We start from the raw sequence: 18217 nt of genomic DNA, 5'->3' as shown, positions 1-18217 counted from the left end.
CGGGCTAATAACATGTTCCAGTCTAAACTGTGGGGCCGATCTAATCTAAGCATTCGCTCTTTAACCGAAACCAGAGGGCATAAAGCGCCGGGACAAACAATAGCGTAATCAGAGTGCCGACCGCTACGCCACCGATAAGCACATAAGCCAGCGGCCCCCAGAACAGGTCAAAGGTCAGAGGTACAAACGCCAGAACGGCCGCCAGGGCGGTGAGTACCACGGGGCGGGCACGCTGGACTGCCGCTTCGACAACGGCTTCCCGGGCAGCCATTCCTGCTTTGAAGTTGTCCTGCACCTGCTGCGTCAGAATCATGGTGTTTCGCATCAGGATGCCGCCCAGGCCAATCAACCCCAGCAGCGCGGTAAAGCCAAAGGGTTGATTAAACAGCAGCAGAGCCAGCACAGCCCCAATCAGCCCCAGTGGCGCGGTGGCAAGAACAGTCAATGTGCCGATAAATGAACGCATCTGAAGCATGATAAAGATCAGCATCAACGCCAACATCACCGGTTGTAATGTCTGGATTGAAGCATTGGCTTTGGCTGATTGTTCCACCGTACCGCCAATTTCAATACGGTAACCCTCCGGCAACTGTTCACGCAGGGCTGTCATCGCACTCCAGATTTCCTTGGTGACATCCGGTGGCTGGGCACCTTCTACATCGGCCTGAACGGCCAGGAAGGGGTCACGGTTGTAACGCTTTATGACGGGGTCCTCGTAACGAACCTGCCACTTGCCCAGTTGCTGTACGGAAAGTTTGCGGCCGTCGCGGGTTTTGATCTCAAGATCTTCCGGCATGATCACTTCGCCACGTGCATTACGCGCCACCAGTTGAACGCTCCTTATGCCCTGGCGCAGTTCGGTGACGGCCACTCCGCGAAGTTGGAACTGGAGTTGCCGGGCAACCTCTGCCGGGGTCAGGCCCATCCAACCCAGATTTTCCGGGTCCATATCAAGATAGAGCGTGGGTACGCGTTCGTCCCATTCGAGATGCGGCATGACGATGTTCGGATGCCCGGTCATGAGAGTCCGGATCTGGTGCGCGATCTCTCTGAGCTGATCGGCTTCCGGACCCAGCACACGAAAACTGACCGGCCAGACCACCGGCGGACCGTACAGCAAACGCGTTACACGCACTCGTGCCTCCGGAAATTCACCCGCCGCGATTCTGGCTTCCAATGCCGAGATGATGCGATCGCGCCCTTCAACGTCCTCCCCAATGGCAATCAACTTGGCAAATGCCGGGTCCGGCTGCTCGGGGTTGGCCGATACGAAGAATCGCGGTGCACCGGCTCCGATGTAAGCGGAAAGGCTTTTCACCTCCGGCATGTCCATCAGAATTGCTTCCAGGCGTCTGACACTTTGATCCGTGGTGGCAATAGCGCTCCCCTGCGGAGCATAGACACTGATCAGAACTTCAGGGCGATCAGAACTGGGAAAAAATTGCTTCTGCACCTGGGTTGCCATCCCGAAAGCACTGATCGCCAGCAAACCCACTGTGATAAAAACGACGGTTTTCCGGTACTGAACACACGCTGTGATCACCCCACGCAACCGCTGATAAAACGCGCTTTGGTAAAGGTCCTGGCCCATATGCCCGGTGTAATCGGGCAAGAGCTTGACGCCCAGATAAGGCGTAAAAGTTACCGCCACCACCCAGGAAATCAACAACGAAAAAGCCAGCACCCAGAAGATGTTGCCGGTGTATTCTCCCACTCCGGACTGGGCAAATCCGATGGGGACAAATCCGGCCACCGTCACCAGCGTACCGAACAGCATGGGCGCGGCGGTTACGCTCCAGGCATGACTGGCTGCCCGTACCCGGTCCCAGCCGCTCTCCATCTTCACGATCATCATTTCAATGGCGATGATCGCATCGTCCACTAACAGACCCAGTGCGATAATCAACGCACCCAGGGTGATGCGGTCCAGGTTTATGCCCGCCATTTTCATCAACAAGAAAGTCAGGCCGAGGGTCACAGGAATCGCAATGCCCACCACCAAACCCGCGCGCAGACCGATCGCCAGTATGCTGACCCCCATCACGACGACCAACGCAACCAGAAACTTGACCTGAAAAAGATCAACCGCCTGAGTGATGGCTTCCGCCTGATCGGTCAGGGTCTGTATTGACATTCCCAGCGGCAGCCTGCCCTGTTCGGCACTGACAAACTCGCGCAGCCGCTCACCAAACTCCAGGCCATTTTCACCCGCGCGCATGACGACACCTAACAGGATCGCATCCTCACCGTTGGAGCGGACGATGTAGCTCAAAGGATCTTCATAACCTAAACGCACCTCGGCCAGATCAGACACGGTGATAAGCTGGTCTCCGATACGCAGAGGTACTGAGGTGAGGCGCTCAAGGTCAGACAGGTCGATGTTGCTGCGGACATAAACCCGCGGGCCGGCAAGATCAACAAAGCCAAGAGGCTGAAGACGGTTGTTGGCCTCTATCGCCTGCAACACCTCTTCTGCCGACAAACCGAGGTTGTTGAGCCGGTCCTGATCAAATTCGAGATACACCCGCTCAGGACGCTCCGCCAGGAGCTGTGCTTTTTGCAAGCCGGGCAGCCGTTGCAGGCGATCCCGTATCGATTCTGCCTCGCGGGTCAGTTCACGCATCGGCAGCCCAGGTGCCGTCAGGGCAAGCAGGGAGAAATACACATCCGCGAAATCGTCGTTGACGATGGGGCCGATCACCCCCCGGGGCAGGTTGGATTGCTCATCGAGCATGCGTTTGCGGACCTGATAAAAGAGATCAGGCACTTTTTCGCTGGGCGTCGAATCCTGGAATCGGATAACCATGGCGGCCTGCCCGGGCCGAATGGTTGTTTCAATGGTATCGGTATACGCCACCTCCTGAATTTGCTTTTCCAGACGATCCACGACCTGATTCTGCAGCACCTCGGGGGTTGCTCCTGGCCAGACGACAGAAACCACCATCGCCCGGACGGTGAACGCAGGGTCTTCCGCCCGACCAAGGGAGGAGAACGCGTAGAAACCGGCAACAACGGACAGCAAAAGAAAAAAGAGGGTGACCGAACGCTCGCGCACTGCCAGCGCGGAAAGATTCGGTAAGCTCATTGAGCCAGCTCCTGCACCGCCATGCCAGGCGTGAGCAGGTGTGTCCCCAACGCGACGATGGGCGTTCCCGCGTTGATATCGGCCTTGATCTGCGCATACTCTTCACCCAGATCGATCACCTCGACCGCAAGGGGCTTCACCGTGCCATCGGAGACCAACCAGACCTGTGGCGTTTGCCCTCTCTCATCGAGGGCACCCAGCGGTACGCGATGGCTGGGCGCGGTTTGCTTCTGTGCTAACCGGACACTCACCACCGAACCCAGAGTTAAAGACGAGGGGTAGGGCCCCTCCAGGCTGTATCGGGCACGCCAGCTCCGGCTTGCGGGGTCGGCAGCCCCGGCAATCTCTCTCAGGCTCACAGCAAGCTGTTCGCCAGTGGGCAAAGGAACATAACCGCGCCTGGGCGGGTTACTGCCCTCTGGTAAAAAAACCTCGACTTCCAGCGATTGATCTTCGGCCAGAACGGCAAGGGTTTGACCGACACCCACAACCTGGCCGGGTTCAACGATGACCTCAGTGACCACGCCTGCATGGGCGGCTTTCAGTTCCGCATACCCCAAGGCATTCTGAGCCTGCTGATTGCGTGCAGAAGCCGTTTGCACCTGGCTGCGCGCCTCACGCTCTGCCAACTCAAGGCGTTGCAGGGTTTGTTCGCTGACAAACTGACGCCCCACAAGTTGCTGCTGGCGCTGGAGCTCATTGGTGGTAATTGCCAGGGCCGCTTCTGCACGCTTCAGATCCGCCGCGGCTCCCTCCGCCGTTGCTACAAGGTCTCGTGTATCGAGTTTGAACAGTAAGTCGCCTTTTTCCACGCGTTGACCGGCATCAATGTAACGATGTTGAATCCGACCGGCGATCTGAAAGGCCTGAGGAACTTCGTGGCGGCCTCGCAGGGTTCCTGAAAATCTGTGCGCTGTTGGGCCGGCGTCCTTTAGTTCAACTGTTTTTACCCAGGGGATAGGGGCGCGGGCCTGTGGGGGCGGTTCCGAAGACTGCTGACAACCAGACAGAATGAGCAGCGAGATAAACAGTGTCAGCATACAGCGCATGGCAGGTGTCCCGATTAGCAAAATCAAGGTGTGGGTATCAGTTCTCGCGGTGTCCGGACAACGCAAGTTGCAGGATGGCATCGCGAACGGTTTCGTTCTGCTCCATGGGCAGGAAGTGGGTCGTACCTTCAAGAACCATGACGTCAGCCCGGGGCAGCAGGGTCTGCAGGCGTTTTCGCGCCGCCGGCGAGAAGGTTGACCCGCGCTCCGCCGCCAGCGCGATAACCGGGCACCGCAACTGACGAATACCGGGCCAGGGGTTGTGTTCGGTATGGGCAAAGGTGGTGCTCTCCCACTCCGGCGCACACGCCAGGCGAACTTGATCGTCCTGCGGCAGAAAAGCGTGTTGGATGTAGGCCTCCAGCCATGCATCGGGCCAGGTCTTGAAGCCACCGCGGCCACGATAGTTGTCCAGCGCAGCAGCGTGCGAGTCGAATACCCGGCGCCGACGTGCGGCTCCGGCGGCCAGTGACAACCGATGTGACTGGCGTAGCAGCTTGGCCAGCCACAGCTTCAGGCCCTGCCCCGGATCCATGATCACCGGTTCCGCCAGAATCAGGCCCAGCACTTTGTCTGGCCGTCGGGCAGCGGCCATGATGCTGGTGGTGGCACCGATGGAATGGCCGGCGAGCCAGACCGGCTCGTCCAGGCTATCCAGCAGAGCGATCATGTCGCGATAGTAGGTTTCCCAGCCCCGGAATGTCGAAAAGTTCGCCGCACCGGCGCTGGCCCCGTGCCCCCGCATGTCCCAGGCCAGGACATTGACGTCCGTGGCAAGCTCATCAAGGAGGGGGCGGTACAGGCGGCCATGGAAACCCGTTGCATGGGCCCAGTGCACCGTGGGGCGCGCTTTGGATTGCGGCCAACGCCACAGTGCGATCTCCGCGCCATCCGGCGCCTGGAATTGGTCGCGTTCAGGGTTGTTGTGCTTATTGTTCATGAAGATCTGCTTCTTTGGCCGCCATTGTCGGGAGCAACAACTGAACCTGACCGCTGGCGATCGGTTTGCGCTTATCGCCCTGCCAGCAAGTCACCCGGACCAGGCTGCTCCGCCTGCCTTGCCGGACAATTTCGGCGCTGGCGAACGTCGATCGGGCCTGCGCGGAGCGGAGGTAGTTAATGTGGCTGTCGAGAATGCGTGGGCAACGTTTGTCGGTATCCTGGCTTTGCGCAGCGACCCGCGCGGTGAGTTCGATCAGGGCGCCAAGCACGCCGCCATGGAGGGCGGGTAGCATAAAGTTGCCAATGAGCGCTTCACGACACGGCATATGAACCACTAGACCTACATCGTCGCGTTGAACCTCAAGCCCAAGGTGCCGTGCGTAGGGAATGCGCTCCAGCAGAGCCTGCCAGTCGGAACATTCTTTCCCGCTTTCGGTAGGGCCTGAGATGGGTTGTGCCGAATCGCCAGTCGTGCTCATGCGCCCTCCTTTTTTCGTCCACCGGCCTGGAATCGCTGGCCCTGGGTGTTGCGCATGAAGGTGGCGTTTGCCGTCGCTAACAGTGCACTATCGCTCTCGCTGAGGATGTCGCAATGGATGAACGCGACCTCGTCCGTTAAATGACGACAGGTGGCCACCGCCAAGAGGGCACGGTCGCCGATGGCGGGCCGCAGATAATCCATGCGCAGATCCAGCGTGGCAATGGGCATCAACTCCAGGGCCCCCGCGAATACCGCCAAGCCTCCGGCGGAGTCGGCCAGCGAGTAGAGCACGCTGGTGCAGATTTCTTGTGTATCCTCTTCGGCGAACATCCACGGCTGTGGGGTCAGGCGCATGCAGACCTGGTTTCCGTTCACAGAGACAACCTGCATACCCAGATCCCTGCCGTGGGGAACCTGTTCGGTAAACTGCCACGCCGTCGTCACAGCGTCACTGTGCTGAGCTCTGTTCGACTCCGTCATCAGATATGCCCACCCCGGTTTGCATTTCGCGCAGGGGTGGAAGTGGCGGGAAACAGCTGATTGTCATAGGTCATTGCCATGTCAGTTTCTTCCGAATAACATTGTTGCTGGATTTTGGTTGGTTAACCAACCAAAAGTCAAGAATCTGTTGAGGCAAATGGCACGCCACCCGTGCAATGGCGTACGATCAGTGTAACAAGTCAGGTGGTGGCCGCTCTGATGAATAACGAACTGGCTTGCTGAGGAGATACTTAAGCGATGGTTAACAGACAGATGACTCCTGCAAGCAAACTGGGCGACCAGGGCGACGTTTTGTCTAACGCAGCCCGGCTTTTTCGTGAGAAAGGCTTTGAAAGGACGTCGCTCAAGGAGATTGCCGAGGCCTGCAATATGCTGCCCGGAAGTCTGTATTATCGTTACAACAGCAAGGAAGCGCTGCTTGTCGAGCTGATGCGCCGGGGGGTGGACCTGGTTACCGCAGAGGTCGAGTCGGCTTACGCCAGTTCGGATGACCCGGTTGAACGGTTGCGTCTTTGTATCAAAGCGCATCTGCGAGCCCTGTTGGTAGATTCGGACGCGGTTTACGTGCTGCTGTTTGAATGGCGAGCGCTGGGCCCGGAGGCTCGCGAGGAAATCATCGAACTGCGTGACCAATACGAGTCCCTGTGGGCTGAGATCCTCGAAACAATGATTGAACAGGGCGTGATCCGGAAGAATGTTGACGGCCGTTTGCTCCGCCTGATCGGCCTTGGGGCGCTCAACTGGGTTGCAACCTGGTTCGACCCGAACGGGGCTCATTCACTCGACGCCATTGGCGACTTGATCTGGCAGATCGCTATGGACGGTGTGATCAATAAAGGGGGTCAGGCATAGGTTCTGGCTTCACAAACGCAAGTAGCCTCTGTTTATGATCGCTAATCATGCGGATGCACGGTTTGTGATCTGACATTTTGCCTGAATTGCTCAGGCGACTGGTCAAACCAGCGCTTGAAGGCGCGTCTGAAATTGGCACTGTCGTGATAGTTCATCAACGCGGCAATGGCCTCGATTGACAGCTGGCTGTCACGCAAGTAGGTCGCTGCCTGCTGGGACAGAATCTCGTCGCGAACTTTCCGAAAACCGCTGCGTTCCTGTTTGAGTTTGCGTGCCAGGGTGCGTTTGCTCATGAACAACGAGGCCGCTGCTTCGTCTTCACTGAGCGTTCCGGGCGGTCGGGACAACATCATCATCTTCAGCTGGGTCTGATAGCTCGGTTTATCCGACTGAAGTTGCGCAAGCATCGATTCACACTGTTGCAAGGCCAGACGATAGTTTTCGTGATTGGCGGAGGCATTCGGTTCCCGACACAACGACATCGGCAACGTAAGTTTTAACTGGTCGCAATCAAAGCGAATCTGCCCGGGCAAAAAATCGGCATACATTGCCTGATACGGGGGTTCAGGATGAGCGAAGCATATTTCAGCCTCATGCAAAGGGCGACCAATTATAAACTCGCCAAATTCAAAAAGGGCCTTAACCATCGCATCCGACAGGCACCGCTGTATGTCATCGTCCAGCGACTCCTGGTAGTCCAGAATACATTCCAGGCGCTCGTTGACTTGCCGCAAATGCAGTTGGATGAAGCTCGCGCGCGTGGGCAGAAAAGTATGAATCGCTTGCAGCGCAGTGAGAAAGTCGGGGCTGCTGTAGGCCACGAATCCCATCGCACCATGGGTTGCCGGGGTCAGTCGCTTGCCTAGCCATAACCCTAATTCCGGCTGGCCGGACAGATCCAGTGCGTTGCGCAGAATCCGCACCTGCTGCGCTGCGGTAAGCAGGCTTTCCTCGCTCAGGAATTGCGTCACACCAAGCCCGGTGCCGAGCAGCAGACGTGGCAGTTGTTTGGCTGTTAAATCGAGCTCACGTGCAATGAGCCGTGAGTAATTCGATGGAATGCCGGGACCGGGTTTTTGCAAATCACCCGTCTTCTGCGTCGTCATCATTGATCTTCCCCGTCCTGAATGAACGTCATTTTGTCTTTAAATGACCTCAGCTTGTCAAGAAATGACCTGACAGGAGTGTCGTTAGACAGACAATATCTATTACTGAAAACTACTGGCAGGAGAACAATATTGGGCAAGATTACTTTTATAGAACATGATCAAACTGAACATGTCGCTGAATTCAAAGCTGGTTCCTCGGTAATGCAAATCGCCGTTGACAATCTGATTCCCGGTATTGACGGGGATTGTGGGGGAGAGTGTGCCTGTGGTACCTGCCACGTCATCGTCTCGGACGATTGGTTCAGAAAGACAGGTACGCCTGGTGGTGAGGAAGAGCAAATGCTGTCAATGACCCCGGAGCGGGCAAGCACTTCGCGCCTGGGCTGCCAGGTGGTCATTACTGATGAAATGGACGGCATGACCGTGCATTTACCCGAGTTCCAGATGTGAACATAGGAGGACGCATGCCAACACTGTCCAAAACATTTGACGACATTCAGTCCCGAGTGATTAATGCTACCTCCAGGGTGGTGCCGATGCACAGGCAGATCCAGGGGCTGAAACTGTTAATGGGCGCCAAGAAGAAGGCCTTCGGCCCACGCCGGCCCGTGCCCGAATTTGTTGAATCAGCCATCCCGGACGTTAACACGCTGGCCCTTGAGGACATCGATGTCAGCAATCCGTTTTTATATCGGCAGGATCAGTGGCGCGCCTATTTCAAACGGTTGCGTGATGAGGCTCCGGTCCATTACCAGAAGAACAGCCCCTTCGGCCCCTTCTGGTCGGTGACTCGCTTTGAAGACATCATGTTCGTGGATAAGAGTCACGACCTGTTTTCCGCCGAGCCGCAAATCATTCTGGGTGACCCTCCAGAGGGACTGTCGGTGGAAATGTTCATAGCGATGGATCCGCCAAAACACGATGTGCAGCGCAGCTCGGTACAGGGCGTGGTGGCACCGAAGAACCTGAAGGAAATGGAGGAGCTGATCCGATCGCGTACCGGCGATGTGCTTGACAGCCTGCCTCTGGGCCAGCCCTTCAACTGGGTGCCCACTGTATCGAAGGAACTCACCGGTCGCATGCTCGCAACCCTTCTGGATTTTCCTTACGAGGAACGTCACAAGCTGGTGGAGTGGTCGGATCGAATGGCCGGTGCAGCCTCGGCGACCGGCGGCGAGTTTGCCGATGAAGAGATCATGTTTGACGACGCAGCAGACATGGCCTGGTCTTTCTCCAAGCTTTGGAGGGATAAAGAAGCGCGCCGCGCGGCGGGCGAAGAGCCCGGTTTCGATTTGATCAGCCTGCTACAGAGCAACGACGACACCAAAGATCTGATCAATCGCCCGATGGAGTTTATCGGCAATCTGACGCTGCTTATCGTTGGCGGCAATGATACCACTCGCAACTCAATGAGTGGTGGCCTGGTGGCCATGAACGAATTCCCAAAGGAGCTCGAAAAACTGAAGGCAAAACCGGAACTGATTCCGAACATGGTGTCGGAAATCATCCGCTGGCAAACGCCGCTGGCCTATATGCGCCGAGTCGCCAAGCAAGATGTTGAGCTGGGCGGCCAGACCATCAAAAAGGGCGATCGCGTTGTGATGTGGTACGCCTCGGGCAACCGTGACGAGCGCAAGTTCGAGGACCCCGATCACTTCATTATCGATCGCAAGGACGCACGAAACCATATGTCATTTGGCTACGGTGTTCACCGTTGCATGGGCAACCGCCTGGCGGAATTGCAACTGCGTATCCTATGGGAAGAGATTCTCAAACGCTTTGACAAGATCGAAGTCGTCGGCGAGCCGGAGCGCGTGCAGTCCAACTTCGTGCGGGGCTATTCGGAGCTGATGGTCCAGCTGACACCAAAAAGTTAATGAACAGGCTGACCAGGATGACGACCGAACAATTTGACTATGTCGTGGTTGGCGCGGGCTCGGCCGGATGTGCTGTCGCCAGCCGCCTGTCGGAGAGCGGTCGCCATTCTGTGCTGCTGCTTGAAGCCGGTCCGGAGAGCCGCCGCAACCCTTTCGTGAACATGCCGCTGGGTTTCCTGCAGCTGATGTTCAGCCGCCGCTACAACTGGCAGTTCAATACCGAACCGCAGCGTCACATGCACGACCGGGCGCTTTTTCAGCCGCGGGGCAAGATGCTTGGCGGTTCCAGCGCCATGAACGCGCAGGTCTATATTCGCGGGCATGCCCGGGACTACGACGAGTGGGCACGGCTGGGGTGCAACGGGTGGTCATACGCCGAGGTGTTGCCCTACTTCCGCCGATCGGAACATTTCGAGCCCAAACTTACGCTGAATGAGGCAGAATTTCATGGTCAGGGTGGTCCGCTGAACGTTGCCGAGCGGCGCTATACCAATCCGCTGAGCATTGCGTTTGTCGAGGCGGCAACCCAGGCGAAGTACCGGCTCAATACAGATTTCAACGGCAGTGAGCAGGAGGGCGTGGGCTTCTACTACGCCTACCAGAAAGACGGCACACGCTGTAGCAATGCGCGGGCGTATCTGGAACCCGCTGCGGGGCGCTCCAACCTGACGGTTTGCAGCGGCGCGCATGTCACCCGGGTGCTACTCGAAGGCACCCGCGCCACCGGTGTCGAATACCGCGATACAACGGGGCAGACGCAGGTTCGTGCCAGGCGCGAAGTTGTGCTCTGCGGCGGCGCGTTCAACTCGCCGCAACTGCTGATGCTGTCCGGGGTCGGTCCGCGGGAGGAACTGTCCCGGCATGGCATAGAACTGCGCCATGCGTTGGAGGGCGTCGGGCAGAATCTCCAGGATCATATCGACGTGTTCGTGCGCGTCAGCGCCCGCAGCCGCCAAAGCATCTCGATGCATCCGAGCTACTGGCTCAAGGGGCTGTGGGGCGCTCTGACGTATCTGAGCGGCCGGCGGGGCGTGCTGTCGAGCAACGGCGCCGAGGCCGGCGGGTTCATCCGCTCCCGGCCCGAGGAGCCGATACCCGACCTGCAGCTGCACTTCGCGCCAATGCTGTACGACGATCACGGGCGAGACCTGAAGACCGCGATGAGCGGTTATGGCTACGCGGTGATGATCTACGGGCTCAGGCCATCGTCGCGCGGGCGCGTCGGTCTGCACAGTGCCGACCCGTTTGCGGCGCCGCTGATCGACCCCAACTACATGGCCGAGTCCGCCGATGTCGAGCGACTGGTACGCGGGGTACATCTGGTGCGCAGAATCCTGGCGCAGGCGGCCTTTGCCCCGCACCACGAGGTTGAGGTCTCGCCCGGGCCGGCGCTCCAGAATGACGACGATCTCGCCGCATGGGTACGGCGCAGCGGTGAATCAGCGTACCACCCGGTTGGCACCTGCAAGATGGGTGTTGATCCGATGGCGGTGGTCGATCCGCGCCTGCGCGTGCATGGCCTGCAATGCCTGCGGGTGGTCGATGCCTCCATCATGCCGACGCTGGTCGGCGGAAACACCAATCAGCCGGCAACCATGATCGGCGAGAAAGGCGCCGCGATGATACTTGAGGATGCCGGGGAGACGGTCGGCTAGCGCTGCGGGGGGCATCCCGGCGCACAGCTGGCATCCGGACTTCTGATCAATCTGATCCCAGAGAACAACAGGCAGAGACAGACTATGGCAAACCAACAGAAAGAGACGACAGTCATCGTTGGCGGCGGGCACGCAGCGGGTGCGCTCCTGACAACCCTGCTGCAAAAAAAATATCAACAGGAAGTGATTCTGGTGGGCGAAGAACCACATCCACCCTATCAGCGGCCGCCCCTGTCCAAGAACTATCTGGCAGGAGAGGTTGATCAGGCGTCGCTGTACCTGAAGCCGCGCTCGGTGTACGAGAACGCCGGCCATCAGTTGCGGCTTGGTGTGCGTGCCGAACAGATTGATCGGGACAACAGGACCATCAGCCTGTCGGACCAGAGCACATTGAAATACGATCGACTGGTTCTGGCCACGGGGTCCCACGTCCGAAGCCTGAACGCACCCGGGGCTGACCTGGAGGGCATTTATTATCTGCACGACATAGCTGACTCGGATGCCCTGCGTGAAGAATTGCTCCCGGGGAAGCGCCTGGTCATCGTGGGTGGTGGTTACATTGGACTTGAGGTGGCAGCCAGTGCCACCAAAAAAGGCGTTAATGTCACAGTACTGGAAGCGGCCGAGCGTCTTATGCAGCGTGTAACAGGCCCGGAAATCTCAGAGTTTTTTTACACCAAACACAGCAGCGCCGGCGTGGATCTGCGGCTGAACACGGCGGTAACCGGTTTCGAAGCGGGCGATCAGGGGCATGTGGCTGGCGTGACCTTGGCGAGCGGCGGCACTGTACCGGCCGACATCGTGCTCGTTTCAGTGGGTGTTGTGCCGGAAACCGCCCTGGCTGAGGCCGCCGGCCTGCCCTGTGATGACGGCATTATTGTTGACGAGTTTACCCGCACAGAAGATCCCGCCATCCTGGCGATCGGCGACTGTACCCGCCACCGGAATCTTTTCTTCGAGAAGATGCAGCGCCTTGAATCTGTCGCCAACGCGGTTGATCAGGCCCGGACAGCGGCGGCAACCCTGATGGGCGAGGAGAAACCCTATAACAGCGCTCCATGGTTCTGGTCGAACCAATATGACGTGCGTCTGCAGATGGTGGGGTTGTCGCAACATCATGATCAGCGTGTGCTGCGCGGAAGCCCGGAAGACAAGGGATTTGCGGTGTTCTATCTCCGCGATGGCTGTGTCATTGCTGTTGATGCGGTCAACCTGCCCATCGCTTTTATGGTCGGCAAGACCCTCGTTCAACAACGCAGGCAGGTCAATCCTGAAATGTTGAAGGATCCGGATATTGAACTGAAGTCCTTGGTGAGCGGTCAGTCCATAAATTGAAATTGACGACCGAGTAGAGCTGTGCCCTTAGTTTGCCCAAAATTGCGAAAGCAATGCACAACTCATACGGCCTATGGATATCATATCCTACGACCGACAGCTTTCAGTGAGCGCAAAGGATGCGTGAGCCACAACCGGCGGAATTTCCCGTAGCCAGACACATTACTGTTGCTCTGGTAAACCGAGAGCACCATAGCGAATGATATGGACTCCCCCTGCTCCCACGGCATCGATGTGCCACATTGAAGGTGTCTGACATCTTCAATCAAAAGCAGGAGGAGTCATCATGAATGTTACAACCATTGGCATCGATCTGGCGAAAACTGTGTTCAGTATTCATGGCACCGATCAACACGGCAAGGTCGTGGTTCGCAAACGACTGAACCGGCCCAAGCTGTTGCCTTATATCGCTCAGCTCCCACCCTGCCTGATTGGCATGGAAGCCTGCTCGGGTGCCCACCATTGGGCTCGGGAAATGACCAAACTCGGCCACGATGTCCGAATCATTGCACCCCGGTTTGTCGCGCCCTATCGCAAGAGCAGCAAGAACGACGACAACGATGCCGAGGCCATCTGTGAGGCAGTAGGTCGGCCGAATATGCGGTTTGTTCCAATCAAGACCGAAGACCAGCAAGCCGTACTGTGCCTGCATCGTATTCGCCGTGGACTGACCAAAGAACGCACCGCGCAGATCAATCAGATTCGTGGGCTGCTGGCCGAGTTCGGACTGATCATTCCCCAGGGCCGTTACGCCGCACGGCGCCGGGTTCCCGAAATCCTGGAGGATGCCGAAAACGACTTACCCATGCTCGCTCGCCGCTTAATCAACAACATCAACCAACGCATTCGACAGCTCGATGAAGAAATCCTGGCTTACGATCGGGAGGTCGAAGCGATGGCCCGGAGCGATGAGCAGGCCAAGCGCCTTATGGCCATACCGGGTATCGGACCACAGACCGCAACAGCCCTGCTGGCCAGTGCGCCTGACCCCAGACAGTTCAAAAGTGGGCGACACTTTGCCGCATGGTTGGGTCTGGTGCCCCGACAATACTCGACCGGTGGCAAGGTGCGACTTGGCCGAATCACCAAGCGCGGGGACAAATACCTGCGAACGCTGCTGATCCATGGCACCCGGGCAGTGATTGCAAAATTACCGGATAAGAATGATCGACTCAGTGACTGGGCCAAAGACCTGGTGGAACGACGTGGATACAAGCGGGCCGCCGTTGCGATGGCGGCCAAGAACGCCCGGATTATATGGGCACTACTCATGAATCAAACCGAGTTTAAGACACAGCCTGTGGAGGGCTAAAACCGAGCACCAACGACAGGCAGAACAAGCCTGCCAGAAGAGTCTTGCAACGGCAAGCGATGACGGAACGGTCAGACCGAGAGTGGGAGAACCTGTTTATTTCTGCGGCTCAGCGAAGCCGACTAACGAATAAGGTCCCCGCTCACACGCATCATCATCCTGGCCCGGGCAAAAACGCCCACAAAGAGGCCGAATGTAGAGCCGCAGTCTCAAACCGCTTCGGATTCAAATGGCGTTGCTTGACCGCAGGGGGAGTCCATGTAGGTGAAATAATTCTCTATATGTCCCACTAATAACCTCACCTTGCAATTACCGACGAAAATATGAACTTGATTTTACCCACAAAGAAAAAGCGAAGTCTCTATCGGCCATTATGGGTAGAGGTTCCGATCACTCAATCCTTCATAAGCAACATCGCCCATTCGGTGTCGACCTCTTGTTTTGGTTCATCTGAGCATATGCTTTTTCATGCGGATGGGTGGTGGCAGCCAAGACAGGGCTTTTCAGACTGCAAGCTTCAAGCGGTGTGTAAATCAAACACAGTAAGATTCCGGCTTATTGATGGTGGACATCAAGAACCGATAGTTACGAGCGGTATTAATGTTAAGACACTTGCTCGATTAAATGAAACTTGCGGGACTACTGAAAAGGTTTTCTATAGTAAGGACGTGCCGGTCCTGATGGCTATATACTACTCGACTAAACGATACGAGACCTTTAAATGATGCATAAGGCTGGGGCTATATACCTAAGGAAGATCTGAATAACCGCTGGTTTTTGCCCCTTTTCCGCAATCTTGGCGGAAAAGGGGCGCATTGGTCTTACGCTGCAGGTTTTTTATCAATCAGCAGGTTGCTGAAAGCGACCAGCAAATGCAGACGGTTGGTATACTTGGCATTTAAAAGCGATATGCAACACCGATGCTCACGATAGTGGGGTCCACTTCCACTTTTGCCTGAACAGGGGCCGGGCCCAGGTTACCGGTGATATCCGCCTCGAAGGGTGCATATCTAACGTCAAAATTTGCCGACCAGTTATTGTGTATCCTCCAGCGAAAACCAGCCTGAACCGCAGGGGCCCATGTATCTTCGACGTCGAAGTCGGTTAGTGCGCGATCCTTCTCATCTAAAAAGAGAATCCGTCCTACACCCGCTCCAAAGTACGGAGAGAAGTTGCTACCCGTCAAAACATGATACTGAAGCGAAAGAATTACCGGACCATAATCTGTTTGACCAAGAAAAAGACCGGAGAGAGACTCTTCGCCCTGGAGGTCCGCACTAGCGGGAATGCCGCCAAAAATGTTAAATGCCAGCTGATTACTCAGAAAATACGACACGTCGAATGATACGGTCGTATCGTTGTTAATAGACAGGTTGGAATTTGGAACGGGGGCACTCCCCGCAGAGGCTGATCGCAAATCTTCATCGGTTAGAACTCTAGTGGCATTCAGCCCAACCACCCAGTCGCCTCTACTGTAAACCGGCTCAGATTGAGCGTTGGCCAGGCTCGCAGCAAGTGAAAGTAAAAGGAACGCCACTAACGAGACTTTACTAATTATTTTAGGTTTCATTTTTTATTATCCTTTTTGGTATTAAAACAAATTGGCTTTAGGTAAAACTGCAATTTTTCGTAACACAAATGCCACTCATTGAAGCTAGCTTGCCGGTTTATTGACTAATACTTCCCCATACTCAGAACGCAGCTTGTTTTTTAATACTTTCCCAGTGGCATTGCGTGGCAATCCTTCCACAAAGATCGCGCGATCCGGGATCTGCCACTTGGCGACTTTCCCTTGATAATGAGCAAGAAGTTCCTCCTCAGTAATATTTGCGTCGGGTATTTTTACTGCCAACAGGATCGGTCGTTCGTCCCATTTATCATGGGAGGCCGCCACTACGGCAGCTTCATTGATGGCAGAATGGCCCATTGCGATTCCCTCCAATTCGACTGTAGATATCCATTCACCACCAGATTTAATAATATCTTTTGAGCGGTCACGTATTGTCATAAATCCATCATCATTGATCGAAGCAACATCACCTGTCTCGAACCAACCGTCTTCCTCAAGAGTCTGATTTGGTTCAACACCGAAGTAATCGGCTACCACCCAATGACCACGGATGCGGAGATTTCCCTGAGCAATGCCATCTTCGGGCAGTTGATGGCCGTCTTCACCCACAATTTTGAGCTGCACCCCGTAGGGAGGCCGTCCCTGGCTTTCACGGATTTTGTTTCTTCCTTCCTCCGAAAGAGTATTGTGTTTCGACAGCAGTGCATTGACGGTTCCGATCGGTGATGTTTCTGTCATTCCCCATGCATGGACAACTTCTACGCCATACTTACCACGAAACTCCGACATCATTGAGGGCGGACAAGCGCTACCCCCTATCACCGTCCGTTTAAGCGACTGTGCCGAGGAGCCAAGCTCGTCCAAAGCCGAGAGAAGTCCCTGCCAAATTGTAGGCACACCCAGCGCAATCGTTACGCTTTCTGAATCGATCAGCTTGACCAAACTTTGTCCATCCAGGCCAGGACCAGGCAACACCAGTTTGGCTCCAACCATCGCCGTAATGTAGGGTACCCCCCACGCATTTACGTGAAACATAGGAACAACCGGCATCACCACGTCCCGTGCCGATAAATTCAGTGCGTCGGGTTGAGCAGCTACCAGCGCGTGCAGAACGGTGGAGCGGTGTGAATAGAGCACCCCTTTGGGATTTCCAGTGGTGCCCGATGTATAGCAGAGGCTTGAAGCCTGGTTTTCGGCGATTTCAGGCCAATTCGCGTTAGGCGTTCCTCGCTGAAGAAACTCTTCATAAAACAACAATCCTGGAAATTGCGCTGCAATTTCTTCGTCCGGTTCGGACATCAATACAAATTTCTCAACCGTCTCCAGTCGGTCTCGGATATTTGAAACAATGGGAAGGAACGTTTTGTCAAAGAATATGACTTTGTCTTGAGCATTGTTGATAACGTAAACGAGTTGTTCTGGAAACAGTCGCGGGTTAATGGTGTGACACACCATCCCGCCACCAGAGATGCCAAGGTAACATTCCAGGTGCCCCACGTTATTCCAACAAATGGTCGCGCACCGATCCCCCTGGACATAGCCTGCCGTTCGAAGCGCTGACGCAAGTTGTCGCGACCGCTCCGAAACAGTTGCCCAGTCAGATCGACTGGGATTTCCATCCGTTCCTATCGACACAATCTCAGCGTCTCCATGGTAGCGAGCAGCATGGTCGATCAAGGAATTCACGGTGAGCTCCATGTTCATCATTTGGCCAAGCACGTTTATCTCCTGTCGTTTTTGTAGTTGGTTGACGCGAGTATCTGGCGTCATTAAGGTCCAATGTAGAAGGCATAATCCGGGTTTGAACCTAAACATTTCCCAAGAGGATGTCGGCTGCATTTTCGGCAATCATCATGGTGGGTGCGTTGGTGTTACCGGCAACCAAACTGGGCATTATCGAGGCATCGACAACTCTTAGCCCTTCAATCCCTCTGACTTTTAATTCCGGATCAACGACTGAATCCGGATCCGCGCCCATACGACAAGTGCCAACGGGGTGGTAAATAGTCTCTGCATTTTCCCGGATAAAGTCCGCAATCTGACCGTCCGAAGACACCGAGTTTCCGGGCTTAATTTCTCGTTTACTATGTAAAGCCATTGTTGGTGCCCCGAGTATCCGTCGTCCAAATTTAACGGCGAGATCATTGTTTTGATGTCTTCGGGGTTACTGAGATAATTGGGTTGAATCAACGGGTCGGCCAATGGGTCAGGGCTTTTGAGACCTATAAAACCGCGGCTTCTGGGCATTAGATCGCAAATATGCAAGGTGTACCCATACCCGGCCATCACTTTTCGTCCATGATCCTTCACCTGAATCCGTGACTTCAACGAGCTGAACTCACGCCCAAAGCCTGCAATAACAAGGCTTGGAGCGATATAATAGCATCTGACATCCATTCACCCAGTCAGTGCTTTCGGCTCATGCGTACCTTCACTCTCCAGCAATCCC

Annotated in this window: 14 protein-coding genes and 1 pseudogene; 6 read left to right on the top strand and 9 right to left on the bottom strand. The window is 55.9% G+C overall.

The genetic code is table 11. The features are described from left to right. Positions 1-40: 40 nt before the first annotated feature. From JIF53_RS15655 to JIF53_RS15635, 5 genes are read right to left on the bottom strand one after another with little or no spacing between them, the layout of a single operon-like run. Positions 41-3085, bottom strand: a complete 3045-nt coding sequence (locus JIF53_RS15655; RefSeq protein WP_008170321.1) for an efflux RND transporter permease subunit — start codon at positions 3083-3085, stop codon at positions 41-43. Further along, entirely contained in the window at positions 3082-4125 is a 1044-nt protein-coding gene (locus JIF53_RS15650) for an efflux RND transporter periplasmic adaptor subunit (protein WP_227497740.1), read from the bottom strand. The genes JIF53_RS15655 and JIF53_RS15650 overlap by 4 nt, the downstream gene beginning before the upstream one ends. A gap of 46 nt (positions 4126-4171) precedes the next feature. Next, positions 4172-5074 carry an alpha/beta fold hydrolase gene (locus JIF53_RS15645; protein ID WP_008170317.1) on the bottom strand — a complete coding sequence of 301 codons (903 nt, stop codon included), beginning with the start codon at positions 5072-5074 and terminating at the stop codon, positions 4172-4174. Then, positions 5064-5555, bottom strand: a complete 492-nt coding sequence (locus JIF53_RS15640; RefSeq protein WP_008170315.1) for a PaaI family thioesterase — start codon at positions 5553-5555, stop codon at positions 5064-5066. Before JIF53_RS15640 ends, JIF53_RS15645 begins: the two co-directional genes overlap by 11 nt. Next, the gene (locus JIF53_RS15635; protein WP_008170314.1) at positions 5552-6037 is read right to left on the bottom strand and encodes a PaaI family thioesterase; all 486 of its coding nucleotides are present in this window, start codon (positions 6035-6037) and stop codon (positions 5552-5554) included. The genes JIF53_RS15640 and JIF53_RS15635 overlap by 4 nt, the downstream gene beginning before the upstream one ends. 258 nt (positions 6038-6295) lie before the next feature. Between JIF53_RS15635 and JIF53_RS15630 the strand changes: the two genes are divergently transcribed. Further along, positions 6296-6910 (top strand): TetR/AcrR family transcriptional regulator, encoded by a 615-nt coding sequence (locus JIF53_RS15630; RefSeq protein ID WP_008170313.1) that lies wholly within the window; start codon positions 6296-6298, stop codon positions 6908-6910. Positions 6911-6951: 41 nt separating this feature from the next. Here JIF53_RS15630 and JIF53_RS15625 read toward each other — a convergent pair whose 3' ends face one another. Beyond that, entirely contained in the window at positions 6952-8019 is a 1068-nt protein-coding gene (locus JIF53_RS15625) for an AraC family transcriptional regulator (RefSeq protein WP_008170312.1), read from the bottom strand. Between the two features lie 129 nt (positions 8020-8148). Between JIF53_RS15625 and JIF53_RS15620 the strand changes: the two genes are divergently transcribed. The 5 genes from JIF53_RS15620 (at position 8149) to JIF53_RS15600 (ending at position 14198) form a co-directional block, all read left to right on the top strand. Further along, complete coding sequence (locus tag JIF53_RS15620; RefSeq protein WP_008170311.1) at positions 8149-8469, top strand: 2Fe-2S iron-sulfur cluster-binding protein; 321 nt, start codon at positions 8149-8151, stop codon at positions 8467-8469. A 14-nt stretch (positions 8470-8483) separates the two neighbouring features. After that, positions 8484-9896, top strand: a complete 1413-nt coding sequence (locus JIF53_RS15615) for a cytochrome P450 (RefSeq protein ID WP_008170310.1) — start codon at positions 8484-8486, stop codon at positions 9894-9896. Between the two features lie 17 nt (positions 9897-9913). Then, entirely contained in the window at positions 9914-11551 is a 1638-nt protein-coding gene (locus JIF53_RS15610; RefSeq protein WP_023011694.1) for a GMC family oxidoreductase, read from the top strand. An 84-nt stretch (positions 11552-11635) separates the two neighbouring features. Then, positions 11636-12886, top strand: a complete 1251-nt coding sequence (locus JIF53_RS15605) for an NAD(P)/FAD-dependent oxidoreductase (protein ID WP_008170308.1) — start codon at positions 11636-11638, stop codon at positions 12884-12886. A gap of 286 nt (positions 12887-13172) precedes the next feature. Continuing rightward, positions 13173-14198 carry an IS110 family transposase gene (locus JIF53_RS15600; RefSeq protein ID WP_008170306.1) on the top strand — a complete coding sequence of 342 codons (1026 nt, stop codon included), beginning with the start codon at positions 13173-13175 and terminating at the stop codon, positions 14196-14198. 898 nt (positions 14199-15096) lie between these two features. On the opposite strand, the gene JIF53_RS15595 is transcribed toward JIF53_RS15600, so the two are convergent. The 3 genes and pseudogenes from JIF53_RS15595 to JIF53_RS15585 all read right to left on the bottom strand — a co-directional run bounded on the left by JIF53_RS15595 (position 15097) and on the right by JIF53_RS15585 (position 18015). Next, positions 15097-15768 carry an OmpW/AlkL family protein gene (locus JIF53_RS15595; RefSeq protein WP_008170303.1) on the bottom strand — a complete coding sequence of 224 codons (672 nt, stop codon included), beginning with the start codon at positions 15766-15768 and terminating at the stop codon, positions 15097-15099. An 84-nt stretch (positions 15769-15852) separates the two neighbouring features. Then, entirely contained in the window at positions 15853-17475 is a 1623-nt protein-coding gene (locus JIF53_RS15590) for a long-chain fatty acid--CoA ligase (RefSeq protein WP_206769634.1), read from the bottom strand. A gap of 100 nt (positions 17476-17575) precedes the next feature. Next, a pseudogene (locus JIF53_RS15585) lies at positions 17576-18015 on the bottom strand (GMC family oxidoreductase). Positions 18016-18217: the final 202 nt, after the last annotated feature.

Source organism: Marinobacter sp. bablab_jr008 (assembly GCF_016464145.1).
GTDB classification, from domain to species: domain Bacteria; phylum Pseudomonadota; class Gammaproteobacteria; order Pseudomonadales; family Oleiphilaceae; genus Marinobacter; species Marinobacter nauticus.
Note: the sequence above shows the minus strand (reverse complement) of the source record. Positions and strands in the feature narration are given on the sequence as shown.